This is a genomic window from Blastococcus sp. SYSU DS0973 (assembly GCF_054051055.1).
This window is the reverse complement of record NZ_JBJHAN010000001.1, coordinates 75905-87906: the sequence shown is the minus strand read 5'-3', so window position 1 is coordinate 87906 and position 12002 is coordinate 75905. Positions and strand designations below refer to the sequence as shown.

The window sequence follows — 12002 nt, the reverse complement described above, 5'->3', positions numbered from 1 at the left end:
GCTGCCTCCTCGCTGACGGACGTCGTCAGCGTTCCCAAAGGTGCTCTGGCGGACGGCGAGCTCGCGCGCTCGTTCACGCCTTGCTGCCCATCCAGAAGATGCCGAACATGAGTGCGCTGACGCCGACCACCCAGAGGACCAGGCCTTCCGCGACCGGCCCCAGGCGGCCGATGCCGGCGCCACCGGGATCGGCCATGTCCGTGACGGTCTGGACGTAGGCGATGATCGAGCGCTTCTCGTCGGGGGTCAGCTGGTTGTCCCCGAAGACCGGCATGTTCGCCGGGCCGGTCAGCATGGCCGTGTAGATCTCGAGGTCGGTGGCGCCGTCGAGGCTGGGGGCCGCCTTGCCGGAGGACAGGGCGCCGCCCTCGCCGACGAAGTTGTGGCAGGACGCGCAGTTGAGCCGGAAGAGCTCGCCCCCCTCGGCCAGCTCGCCGTCGCGCAGGTTGCCCGACGGCAGGGTGGGCCCACCGCCGTTCGCCTGCACGTAGGCCATGAGCTGGTCGATCTCCTCGTCGGAGAAGACCGCCGGCTTGTCGGGTGCGTCGGCCTCCTGGCGCACCAGCGGCATGCGGCCGGTGTGCACCTGGAAGTAGACCGACGCCTCGCCGACGCCGATGAGCGAGGGGCCCCGGTTCGGGACGCCCTCCAGGTTCTCGCCGTGGCAGGAGATGCAGCTGCGCTCGTAGAGCTCGCGCCCGGCCGCCTCGGCCGCGGACTCGCTGGTGGTCTCGTCGGCGGCCTGCGCCGGTGCGAACACCGAGTACAGGGCGCCGGTCAGGACCAGCGAGGCCATCAGCCCGGCGACGTTGGCCAGGCGGCGGCGGTGCTTGGAGCGACGCCGTGCACGGGCCCGGTCCACGGGGGTGCCGGCGTCGTCGAGCGGGGTGTCGGAGTGCGGGTTCGTGGTGGACACCGGTTCCCTAGCGGATCAGGTAGATCGTGGCGAAGAGCCCGACCCACACGACGTCGACGAAGTGCCAGTAGTAGGAGACCACGATGGCCGAGGTCGCCTGTGCCGGCGTGAAGCGGCCCATGGTGGACCGGATGAGCACGTAGACGAAGGCGATGAGCCCGCCGATGACGTGCAGTGCGTGGAAGCCCGTCGTGAGGTAGAAGACCGAGCCGTACGTCGACGACGAGATCGTCGTGCCGTGGTCGACCACCAGGACCCGGTACTCGTTCGCCTGCGCCAGCACGAAGACCAGGCCCATCACGAAGGTGATGGTGAACCAGCGACGGAGCCCGTAGACGTTCCCGTTCTCCGCCGCGAAGACGCCGAACTGACAGGTCACCGACGAGAGCACCAGGATCACGGTGAAGAACGTGGCGTAGGGCAGGTTGAGCTCGGTCGGCTCGGGCGGCCAGCCCAGCTCGGCGCCAGCCCGGGCTCGCGCGGTGAAATACATGGCGAACAGGCCGGCGAAGAACATCAGCTCGCTGGCGAGCCAGATGATCGTGCCGACGCTGACCATGTTCGGTCGGGTCAGCGAGTGCACCCGAGAGGTGTCGAAGGTGCTGCTCGCCACGGGGGCCGTTGTCACGGGGCCCATCATGGCATCGGCAGCCCCCCGTCACGACCGCGGGTGCGGTGGGTGTGGCGCCGACGTGACCAGTCCGATACCGACGCACGCCGCTGGCCTGCGCTGACGCCGCCGGGCACTAGTCTCGGCCGCGTGAGTGCCGCCGAGAAGCCCGCCGCACCGGCCACCGTCCTCGTCTACAGCCACCGCGGGGAGGTGCGCGAGGCGGTCAGGACGGCGGTGGGCCGCCGCCCGGCCGCCGATGTGGGTCCGCTCACGTGGCTGGAGTGCTCGACCGGCGACGAGGTCGTGGCCGCCGTCGATGCGGGCGGGATCGATCTGTGCGTCCTCGACGCCGAGGCGCAGCCCACCGGCGGCATGGCGCTGGCCCGGCAGCTAGAGGTCGAGGTCGCCGACCGGCCCGCCGTGTGCCTGCTCGTCGCCCGGCAGCCGGACCGCTGGCTGGCCCACTGGTCGCGCGCCGAGGGCATCCTCGCCCAGCCGGTCGACCCGCTGGTCGCCCCTGGCGTGGTCGCCGACCTGCTCCGTGCCCACGCCCAGCGTCCCGCGGCGAGCCGGTGAGCCGGTCGGTGCCGCCGTCGTCCGCCGTGCCGACCTGGCCCGGGCTGCTCAACCGTCTGCTCGCCGGCCAGGACCTCTCCGCGGAGGACACCAGCTGGGCGATGCGCGAGGTGATGACCGGCGAGGCGACGTCGGCGCAGGTGGCGGGGTTCACGGTCGCCCTGCGGGCGAAGGGGGAGTCGCCCCAGGAGGTCGCCGGCCTCGCCGCCGAGATGCTCGCCCAGGCCACGCCGGTGGAGCTGCCGCTGGACTGCGTGGACATCGTCGGCACCGGGGGCGACGGCGCGCACACCGTCAACATCTCCACGATGGCCGCGGTGGTCACGGCGGCGGCAGGTGCGCCGGTGGCCAAGCACGGCAACCGCGCGGCGTCGTCCTCGTCGGGTGCCGCCGACGTGCTCGAGGCGCTCGGCCTCGTCATCGACCTCCCGGCTCAGGCAGTGGCCCGGTGCGTCCGCGAGGCCGGCATCGGGTTCTTCTTCGCGCCGGTCTTCCACCCCGGCATGCGGCACGCCGCCGCGCCCCGGCGGGAGATGGGCATCGGCACGGTCTTCAACTTCCTCGGGCCGCTCACCAACCCCGCGCGCCCGGTCGCGGCGGCCATCGGCTGCGCGAACCAGCGCATGGCCCCCGTGCTCGCCGAGGTGCTGGCAGCCCGCGGGAGCCGGGCGCTGGTCTTCCGCGGCGACGACGGGCTCGACGAGCTCACCACCGCCACGACGTCGGCGGTCTGGGTCGTCCGTGACGGCACGGTGGTGGCCGACCGGGTCGATCCGTCGATGCTGGGCATCGCGGCGCCGGGACCGGACGCCCTGCGGGGCGGGGACGCCCGCGCGAACGCCGATGTCTTCCGCCGCGTGGTGGACGGCGAGCGGGGCCCGGTTCGCGACGCCGTGCTGCTCAACGCCGCCGCCGCCCTGGTCGCCTTCGACGAGCAGCCGTCCCGGCTGCACGACGGGCTGGCAGCGGGGCTGGGGCAGGCCGCGGCCGCCGTCGACGACGGCCGGGCGGCGGCGCTGCTGGACCGCTGGGTGGCCGTCAGCCGCGCGGTCGCCCCGCCCCGCGACTGACCAGGGCCGTCCCGACCCGATCGCCCCCTGCTGCCGGTAGGAGGAGGTCTTCAGTCGACGGTGTCGAAGCCGATGGAGAACGCCGCCTCCAGGTCGTGCCGCGAGTAGGCGCGGAACGCGATGTGGGTGTCGGTGTCGACCACGCCCGGCACCTTGTTGATGCGGCCGGCGATGACCTCGGCCACCTGCTCGAACTCCCGGACGCGGACGATCGCGATCAGGTCGGCCTCGCCGGCGACGGAGTAGACCTCGCTGACCCCGTCGAGCTCGGCGACGGCCTGCGCGACCTCGGCGATCGAGTCGGTGGCGGCGTCGATCATCACGATGGCGGTGATCACGCCGGCGATGCTATCCGCTCGGGCCGCGCGCGGGTGCCGAGCGACCGGCCGTCGGCGAACGGGTCGCGGGCGTCACGACCGGTGTCCACGCGGGCCAGGAAGCCGCTGTAGGCCCCGGTGCCGGGCGCAGGACTGGCCAGCGTGCCGGTGAGCTGCACGAGCCGGGTGCCGGGCTTCTCCAGCCAGCGCAGGACGAGTTCGGTCTCGTCGACCGACGTGGCCTCCTCCCCGTCGGCCCCGCTGACGGTCTCCGCCGTCGCCAGGAGGCCGGAGAGGACGCTGCGGACCGTGGTGCCCCGCGGGGCGTTGCCGGCCGCCGCCAGCCGCCCCAGCCGGATCACCGACAGCTCCCAGCCGGCATCGCCGTCGGGACGGGCGAGCACCAGTTCGGGCACCGCGGCCAGGGACTGGAGGCGCTGCCTGCGGCGGATGGCGCGGATCAGCACGGCGACCCGGTCCCGCAGGACGGCGGCGTCCTCGTACCGCTCCTCGGCCGCCAACCGGTCCACCCGCTCCAGCAGCGGCGCGAGCAGGGGGCGCGGGTCGGAGGCCACCGCGGCGGCGAAGACGGCGGCGACGTCGGCGTACTCGGGCACCGACTGGGCGCCGGTGCAGGGGGCGCCGCAGCGACCCATGTCGGCCAGCGCGCAGGCGTTGACCGGCGTCCGCGGGGACAGCCGGGCGGTGCACTGCCGCAGCGGCAGCGCGTCGTGCACGGCCGCCACGGCGGCGTCGGCGGCCCGCCGGTCCGGGAACGGGCCGAGGAAGACCCCCGCGTCCGGGCGGACCCTGCGCACGACCGACAGCCGGGGGAACGGCTCCTCGGTGAGGCGCACCCACAGCGCCCGCTCGGGGAACCGCGAGCGGCGGTTGTACCGCGGCTTGTGCCGGGCGATCAGCCGGAGCTCGCGGACCGCCGCCTCGAGCCCGTGCGCGCAGGGGATCGAGTCCACCCGCTGCGCCAGGGAGACCATCTCGGTGATCCGGCTGCGCTGCTCGCCGGAGGTGAAGTAGCTGCGGACCCGGCTGCGCAGGTCGGTGGAGGTGCCGACGTAGAGCGGCTCCTCCCGGGGGCCGCGGAAGAGGTAGACGCCCGGACCGTGCGGTACGCCGTCGGCCAGGTGCCGCTTGCGCCGACGCTCCGGGTCGACCGTGCGCGTCAGGCCGGTGAGTTCCTCGAGGGTGGTGACGCCCAGTGGCCCGAGCCGCTCGAACAGGCCGTGGAGCACGTCCACCGTCGCGCGGGCGTCGTCGAGCGCGCGGTGGGTGGGCGAGGTGGTGGCCGAGAAGTACGGGGCCAGGGTGGCCAGCTTGCAGTTGGGCACCTCGTCGCGGCTGAGCAGCCGCCGGGCCAGGACGGCGGTGTCGACCGACGCCGCGGCGGGCCAGGCCAGCCCGTTCTCGGCGCACGCCGCCTTGAGGAACCCCAGGTCGAACGGGGCGTTGTGCGCGACGAGCACCGCGTCGCGGGTGAACTCCAGGAAGGCCGGGAGGACGGCCCCGATCCGCGGCGCCGCCGCGACCATCGTGGACGTGATCCCGGTGAGCACGCTGATGTAGGGCGGGATCTCGTGGCCGGGGTCGACCAGCGTCTGGAACTCGCCGAGCACCTGGCCGCCGCGGATCTTCACCGCGCCGATCTCGGTGATCGCGCTGTCCTTCGGGGACCCGCCGGTGGTCTCGAGGTCGACGACGACGAAGGTCACCTGCGCCAACGGCGTCCCGACGTCGGCGATCGTGACCTGCTGGTAGCGCGGTGGAGCGGGAACCGGTGGCACGGGGCGGACGCTAGGGCGGGGTGCTGACAGTCCGGGGGACGCGCGCCGCCGGCCGCCCGTGCGGGCCCCCCGACCGGGGGTTCCCGGTCGGGGGGTGGGCGGGACACCATTCGTCCCGGTGGGACGTCTGGCGTTGTGGCCGGCTCGAGTCGGGGGAGGGAACCGGATGCGCGCGCGCCTGGTCGGGCCCCGCCGCTGCTGCGGGGCGCCGGACGCTGGTGGCCGTCCTCGCGGCCTGCACGGTGGCGCTGGTGCCCACCGGGCCTGCGGCCGCCACGCCCAGCGACCAGCCGGGTGGCACGTCGGGCGTGCTGGACAGCCGCGACCTGGACCGGCTCCAGCGGCGCGCCGCCGAGGTGCAGGAGGAGCTCCGCGCGCGGCAGGACGACGTCGTCGCCGCCCGTGCGGCGCTCGCCGAGGCGCAGGTGGCGGTCGAGGAGGCCGAGGCGGTCCTCGCCGATGCGCAGGGCGTGCTGGCCGGGTACCAGCGGGAGGTGGCCGGCTACGCCTCCGCCGTCTACCGGGACGGCGGAGCGCTGACCCCCCTGACCCTCCTGCTCAGAGCGGGCGACCCGGGTGAGGTGCTCTCCGCCCTGGGCTTCCTCGCGCCGTGGACGCGCACGCCGCCGACGTCATCGGCGTCGCGGAGGGGCACCGGCGCGCCGCCCTGGAGGAGGAGCGGGCCCAGGGTGCGCTCGGGCAGGCCCGGGCGCGGGCCGACGAGGTCAGCGCCCGGGTCGCCGCGCTCGAGGAGGCCGCGGCCGCGGTCACGGCGGAGCTCGACGAGGCGCTGCAGGTCGTCGACGGCCAGCTGTCCCGGTTGCAGCGCGAGCAGTTGGACGTCAACGAGCAGACGGCGGCCAGCTGGCGCGCCTACGTGGACCAGTTGCGCGCCGCGGGCGTCGACACCGTGCCCGCCGCCGCGCTGCGCGACCCGGCTCGGGGCCTGCCGGACGGGCTGGTGCCCGTGGCTGCCGGCGGGGGCGGGGCCCAGCGCGGGGTCGCCCAGCTGCCGGGGCAGCCCAGCTCGCTGCTGGTGCTGCCCGTGAAGACGCTGACGGCGGTGAGCGCGGCGATGGAGGCGCTCGGGCGGCCGTACGCCCCCGGTACGGCGGGGCCGGACTCCTGGGGCTGCGGCACGCTGGTGCAGGCCGCGTTCGAGCGGGCCGGCGTCCCGGTGCCGGCGACGCAGGGGGAGCTGTTCGCGACCGCCACCCCCGTGGCCGCCGCCGACGTGCTCCCCGGCGACCTCGTCTTCCTCGGCTCCGGCGAGGCCGGGCTGGGGCATGTCGGCATGGCGCTGGACCAACGCACGATGCTCGCCGCCGACGCCCGGGCCGGCGCCGTGGTGGTCCGGACGCTGCCGGCCGACCAGGTGCTGGCGGTCGGGCGACCCGGCCTGGGTCAGCGGCCCGCCGTCCCGGTGCCCGGACCGGCTCCGGGGGCGCTGCGGACCGAGTGCGGCAACACGGTCTACCCACCGAGCTATGACGGCGCCCGCGCCTGGGGTGGCTATCCGAACGGGTTCATCCCGCCCAGCGCGATGTGCCCGCTGGGCGTCGGCGGGCACTCGCTGCGCTGCGACGCGGCGGCCGCCTACCGGGCGATGTCCTCGGCGTACGCGGCCGACCTCGGCGCTCCGCTCTGCATCACCGACTCCTACCGCACGTACGCCGGCCAGGTCCGGCTGTACGGAGAGAAGCCGGCCCTCGCCGCGGTCCCCGGCACGAGCAACCACGGCTGGGGCCTCGCGGTGGACCTCTGCGGCGGCGTCCAGTCGTTCGGGACGCGGCAGTACTCCTGGATGGTGGCGAACGCGGGCCGGTTCGGCTTCCTGCACCCGACCTCGGGCCGATCCCGGCAACGGGCGTGAGGAGCCCTGGCACTGGGAGTACGCCGGCACGTGAGGCCGGCTGCCGGACGGCGGCGCGGCGGAAATGTCGGCGCCTCGCCCTACCGTGCGGAACGACTCACGGAGGAGAAGAAGCGATGCTCATCGACTGCGACACCTGCACCGTCCGGGGGACCGGCTGCGCCGACTGCGTGGTGACCGTCCTGCTCGGCGCACCGCCGGGATGGCAGGGGACCGACCCGGTGGTGGTCCCGATGGCCGGCCGCTCGCGTGGCGGGTCCGCAGCGGCCGCGGCGGAGGACGTCGTGGTGCCTCCGCCGGGCGTGGTGGTGGAGTTCGACGACGTGGAGCGCCGGGCCGTCCGCGCGCTGGCGGAGGGAGGGCTCGTGCCTCCGCTGCGGCATCCTCACGGTTCCGACGGTCACGGTGGCGAGGGGCCAGGGCGGCGCACGGGCTGATCGTCCCGGTGCCGGTCGCGGTGTCCGCCCGTGCACCCGATCGGGTGAACGCCCAGGTGGAGGGGTCGTGCGGGACGGAAAGCCGAGCGCATGCGTTCCCACGGTCCACATTTGTCACAGGCGCATCACGATCGTTAAGGTCGTCGCCGTTCGGCCGGGTGGTCGTCATCCGTCGAAGGGTGGCCCCGACCGGACACCGCCTAATCACCGGGCGGCGTGCAGCACCGGCGCCCGCGGTGTACCGGGGACCCACCGCAGTTCCGGGGTGAGTTCTCCTGCGGCCGGCTCGCCGGCCCGCGGGGGATAGGGCCAGTCTTCCCAGCCCGAACCCGTCAGCTAACTCGGTCGGCGGTTGCAGAGGAAGAAACGGAGTGCCGCCGCACGTGGCGACCCCTCAGGCACCGCTGACGCAGGCCCCCGAACGAGCTCCCGCCGCCGGCGGGCGCAGCTCCGCGAGCGCCCGCCGCTCCGGACCGCTCCGGTCCGGCGTGCTGGTCAGCGCGGCTGCCGCCCTGACCGTCATCGTCATCCCCGGCACCGCAGTCGCCGTTCCCGGCGCGGCCGACGAGGTCGCCGCGCAGGTGGCCGAGGCCAACCACGAGCTCGAGGTCCTCTCCGAGCAGCTCAACGACGCACGCGTCGCGCTCGAGGGGCACGAGGGCGCCGCCCGGGCCGCCGGCGACGCCGTCGCGGCCGCCGAGGCCCGGCTCGGCGCCCTGGACGGGCACATCCGCAGGCTCGCCCGCAGCGCCTACACCGGCAGCGGACTGACCCGGCTCGACGCCCTGCTGTCGAGCGACTCGGCCGACCAGATGGTGTCCCAGCTCGGGATCCTCGACGCGATCGCCGGGCACACCAACGAGGTCCTCACCGAGGTCTCGTCGGCGGCCGACGACGCGGAGCAGTCCCGGAAGGCCGCTGCGAAGGCCGCCGAGGACGCCCGGCGCGCCGTGGTCGAGATCGCCGCGAAGCAGGAGGACCTCGAGACGAGGATCGCCGACTACCAGCGGCGGTACGATGCGCTCACCGCCCCGCAGCAGGCCCAGGTGGCCCAGGCGCACGGTGGCAACAGCCTCCCCGCGCCCACGGCGGTCACGGCGTCCAGCGCCGCCGCCCAGGTCGCGGTGAACACCGCGCTCGCGCAGATCGGCGATCCGTACGTCTGGGGTGCCGGTGGGCCGAACGCCTTCGACTGCTCGGGCCTGATGTCCTACGCCTACGCCGCGGCCGGCGTCACGCTGCCGCACTCCAGCAAGTCGCAGTCGCAGATGGGCCGACCGGTCTCCCGCGGCGAGCTGCAGCCCGGCGACCTGGTGTTCTTCTACACCCCGGTCAGCCACGTCGGCATGTACATCGGCAACGGGCGGATGGTGCACGCCTCCACGTCGGGCCAGCCGGTGAAGGTGGCGAGCGTGGACTCGATGGGGAACTACAACAGCGCCCGGCGGATCGTCCGCTGAGAAACACCCCCTGCCCCCACCGCTCGCAGGCTCGCGGCGGGATCCTGCAGGGGGCGCGTCGCAGCGAGGGATGTCAGCCGGCTGATGGTCACCCTGCTCCCGCCGGGGGGCACGACGGGCCGGTGATCTCTTCGGAGGCCACCGGCCCTCCGTCCGCGGGCTTGACCGAGGGGCTCGCCGACGTCAGCGTGCTCCACCGCCCGGTGGCCGATCCCCACCGGCGGCCACGCGCACCGTCCGGGGCGTCGCCGAGTGGCTCACCGTCATCGCGGCCGGGCAGGCGCTGGGCATCACCGCCGGGGCGACGGCGACGGAGCACCCGGTCCGGATGTGGCCTACCGGCCGTCGGGGACGCGCCGCCGGTCCCCGTGTGGCCGGCCTGGTGGGCCGACGGCCCGCCGTCGAACCTGGAGGCGCTCCTGCAGTTCGTCTGCGAGGAGTGCCCGCGGAGTACGCGCCCGTACGGGGTTCCCGGGCCGGTGCGGACGGCCGGCGCACCTAGGATCGACCAGGTGGACGGCGGAGGGCGGGCAGGCGCCCGGGCCGCGCTCCTGACGGCGGCGGTCCTCGGGGTCGCCCTCGTCGTCGTGATCGTGGTCCGCACGCCCTGGGAGGTGCTCCCGGAGCCGCCCGGTGGCCACACCGCGCCCGATCCCGCCGCGGGGCTGACTCCTGCGCAGCTGGACCGGGCGGAGGCCTTCGCGGCCGCCCTGCGCCCCGCCTCGCTGCTCTCGATGGCGCTCGGGCTGGCCGTCTCGGCGGTCCTGGGCCTGACCCGGCTCGGCGGCCGGCTCGTGCACGCCGTGGCGGCCCCGCTGGGCGGCCGCTGGTTCGTCCAGGTGCTGGTCGGCGTGCCGGCCCTCGTGGTCGTCGGCCGCCTGGCGACTCTCCCGGTGTCGGCCTACGCCGAGACGGTCCGCCGCCGGTACGGCCTGTCCACCCGCGGGTGGGGCCTCTGGCTGCGCGACGTCGCCGTCTCGGTGGCCATCAGCGCGGCGCTCACGGCCGTGGTGGTCCTGGTCGTCCTCTGGCTGGTGCGCCGCGCCCCGCGCACCTGGTGGGCGTGGGCCGGAGGAGCGGCGGCGGCCCTCGTGGTGATCGGTTCCTTCCTCTACCCGGTGGTCATCGAACCGGCCTTCAACTCGTTCGAGCCGCTGCCGGCCGGAGAGCTGCGCACCGACCTGCTCGCGCTGGCCGACGAGAACGGCACCCCGGTGCAGGACGTCCTCGTCTCCGACGCCTCCCGCCGCACGACGGCTCTCAACGCCTACGTCTCCGGCTTCGGGTCCACCCGCCGCATCGTCCTCTACGACACGGTCCTCGCCGAGCTGCCGGAGGAGGAGATCGAGTCGATCGTCGCCCACGAGCTCGGGCACGTGGCCACCGACGACGTCCTGACGGGCACCCTCATGGGCGCCCTGGGCGCGGGAGCGGCCACCGCGCTGGCCGGGTGGCTGGTGACCCGGCGGGCCCTCCTGCGGCGCGCGGGTGCCGAATCGCCCGGCGATCCGCTCGTCGTGCCGCTGCTGCTCTTCCTGGTGGCCGTGGGCGGGCTGGTCTCGACCCCGGTGCAGAACCTGGTCTCCCGGCAGATCGAGGAGCGGGCCGACCTCCATGCCCTGGACCTCACCCGTGATCCGGAGGCTTTCACCGCCATGCAACGGCGGCTGGCGACCGCGAACCTCGGCGACCCCGACCCACCGGCCGCCTGGCACTGGTTCTTCGGCAGCCACCCCACCACCGCGCAGCGCATCGCCATGGCCGAGGACTGGCGCCGGCTGGAGCGGCCGCGGTGAGCCGCACCCTCGTCGTCACCAACGACTTCCCGCCCCGGCAGGGCGGCATCCAGACGTTCGTCGCGGCGCTGCTCGCCCGCCGCCCGCCGGACTCGCTGGTCGTGCTCGCGTCGGACTCGCCCGGCTCCGCCGAGCACGACGCGGGGCTCCCGTACCCGGTGGTGCGCCGGCCGACGGGGATGCTCCTCCCCACCCGGGCCACGGCGCGCGCGGCGGTGGAGCTGGTCGACCGGTTCGGGTGCGACACCGCGTTCTTCGGCGCGGCCGCCCCACTGGGCCTGCTGGCCCCCACCCTGCGGGCGGCCGGGGTGCGGCACCTCGTCGCCGCCACCCACGGGCACGAGACCGGCTGGGTGGCCTTGCCGGGCAGCCGCCAGGTGATGCAGCGGATCGCCTCCGGGCTGGACGTGGTCACCTACATCAGCGAGTACACCCGGGACCGCCTGGCGCCGGCGCTCGGCGCGCGGGCGCGGCTGGTCCAGCTCTCGCCCGGTGTCGACGTCGACCGGTTCACGCCGCAGGTCGACGGGGCGCCGGTGCGCGCCCGGTACGGGTTGAAAAAGGCACCGGTCGTCGTCTGCGTCTCCCGGCTGGTGGCCCGCAAGGGGCAGGACGTGCTCGTCGCGGGCTGGCCGCAGGTGCTCGCCCGGCACCCCGGTGCACGGCTGCTGCTGGTCGGGGGCGGCCCGGCGGAGGCCGCCCTGCGCCGGGCGGTGGCCGAGCGCGGGCTGGAGGACTCCGTCGTCCTGACCGGGCCGGTCGACCACGACGAGCTACCCGCGCACTACGCGGCGGGAGACGTCTTCGCCATGCCGTGCCGGACCCGTCGCGGCGGGCTGGACGTCGAGGGGCTCGGCATGGTGTTCCTCGAGGCGGCGGCCTGCGGTCGCCCCGTGGTGGCCGGCACCTCCGGCGGAGCGCCGGAAGCGGTGCGGGAGGGCGTCACCGGTCACGTCGTGGACCCGCGCTCACCCGCAGCCGTGGCGGCCGCGCTCAGCGGCCTGCTGGACGACCCGGGCCGGGCCCGCGCCATGGGGGCCGCGGGCCGGGCGTGGGTGGAGCAGCGGTGGTCGTGGAGGACCATCGCGGCCGACTTCGCGCACGTGCTCGACGGCTGAAGGCCCCGCTGCAGGGTCCCGCCCCGA

Annotated in this window: 11 protein-coding genes and 1 riboswitch; of the genes, 7 read left to right on the top strand and 4 right to left on the bottom strand. The window is 75.2% G+C overall.

The genetic code is table 11. The features are described 5' to 3' along the window. Window positions 1-73 precede the first annotated feature (73 nt). Together qcrC and ctaE are read right to left on the bottom strand one after the other, a co-directional pair. Entirely contained in the window at window positions 74-916 is an 843-nt protein-coding gene (gene qcrC, locus ACI791_RS00435; protein WP_347060216.1) for a cytochrome bc1 complex diheme cytochrome c subunit, read from the bottom strand. A 7-nt stretch (window positions 917-923) separates the two neighbouring features. Next, window positions 924-1553: an aa3-type cytochrome oxidase subunit III gene (gene ctaE / locus ACI791_RS00430; protein WP_456584803.1), complete on the bottom strand. Its 630-nt coding sequence runs from the start codon at window positions 1551-1553 to the stop codon at window positions 924-926. A 123-nt stretch (window positions 1554-1676) separates the two neighbouring features. On the opposite strand from ctaE, the gene ACI791_RS00425 reads away from it, so the two are divergent. Both ACI791_RS00425 and trpD read left to right on the top strand, forming a co-directional pair. Next, complete coding sequence (locus ACI791_RS00425; RefSeq protein WP_347060217.1) at window positions 1677-2105, top strand: hypothetical protein; 429 nt, start codon at window positions 1677-1679, stop codon at window positions 2103-2105. Window positions 2106-2131: 26 nt separating this feature from the next. After that, entirely contained in the window at window positions 2132-3175 is a 1044-nt protein-coding gene (gene trpD, locus ACI791_RS00420; RefSeq protein ID WP_456584235.1) for an anthranilate phosphoribosyltransferase, read from the top strand. A 50-nt stretch (window positions 3176-3225) separates the two neighbouring features. On the opposite strand, the gene ACI791_RS00415 is transcribed toward trpD, so the two are convergent. Together ACI791_RS00415 and ACI791_RS00410 are read right to left on the bottom strand one after the other, a co-directional pair. Then, the gene (locus ACI791_RS00415) at window positions 3226-3513 is read right to left on the bottom strand and encodes an Lrp/AsnC family transcriptional regulator (protein ID WP_456584234.1); all 288 of its coding nucleotides are present in this window, start codon (window positions 3511-3513) and stop codon (window positions 3226-3228) included. Next, window positions 3510-5291, bottom strand: a complete 1782-nt coding sequence (locus ACI791_RS00410; RefSeq protein ID WP_456584233.1) for a DEDD exonuclease domain-containing protein — start codon at window positions 5289-5291, stop codon at window positions 3510-3512. Before ACI791_RS00410 ends, ACI791_RS00415 begins: the two co-directional genes overlap by 4 nt. A 610-nt stretch (window positions 5292-5901) precedes the next feature. Between ACI791_RS00410 and ACI791_RS00405 the strand changes: the two genes are divergently transcribed. The 5 genes from ACI791_RS00405 (at window position 5902) to ACI791_RS00385 (ending at window position 11975) form a co-directional block, all read left to right on the top strand. Then, entirely contained in the window at window positions 5902-7164 is a 1263-nt protein-coding gene (locus tag ACI791_RS00405) for an NlpC/P60 family protein (protein ID WP_456584232.1), read from the top strand. A 116-nt stretch (window positions 7165-7280) separates the two neighbouring features. Beyond that, window positions 7281-7601 (top strand): hypothetical protein, encoded by a 321-nt coding sequence (locus tag ACI791_RS00400; RefSeq protein WP_456584231.1) that lies wholly within the window; start codon window positions 7281-7283, stop codon window positions 7599-7601. Between the two features lie 187 nt (window positions 7602-7788). After that, a riboswitch (cyclic di-AMP (ydaO/yuaA leader) is annotated at window positions 7789-7968 on the top strand. Between the two features lie 16 nt (window positions 7969-7984). After that, the gene (locus ACI791_RS00395) at window positions 7985-9061 is read left to right on the top strand and encodes an NlpC/P60 family protein (RefSeq protein WP_456584230.1); all 1077 of its coding nucleotides are present in this window, start codon (window positions 7985-7987) and stop codon (window positions 9059-9061) included. Between the two features lie 512 nt (window positions 9062-9573). Next, a complete protein-coding gene (locus tag ACI791_RS00390) occupies window positions 9574-10857 on the top strand; it encodes a M48 family metallopeptidase (protein WP_456584229.1) in 1284 nt (427 codons plus the stop codon). Further along, complete coding sequence (locus ACI791_RS00385) at window positions 10854-11975, top strand: glycosyltransferase family 4 protein (protein WP_456584228.1); 1122 nt, start codon at window positions 10854-10856, stop codon at window positions 11973-11975. Before ACI791_RS00390 ends, ACI791_RS00385 begins: the two co-directional genes overlap by 4 nt. Window positions 11976-12002 lie beyond the last annotated feature (27 nt).

Coding starts and splice junctions, on each gene's coding strand:
- ctaE (WP_456584803.1), bottom strand. CDS start 1,553: ATGGGCCCCGTGACAACGGCCCCCGTGGCGAGCAGCACCTTCGACACC.
- ACI791_RS00400 (WP_456584231.1), top strand. CDS start 7,281: ATGCTCATCGACTGCGACACCTGCACCGTCCGGGGGACCGGCTGCGCC.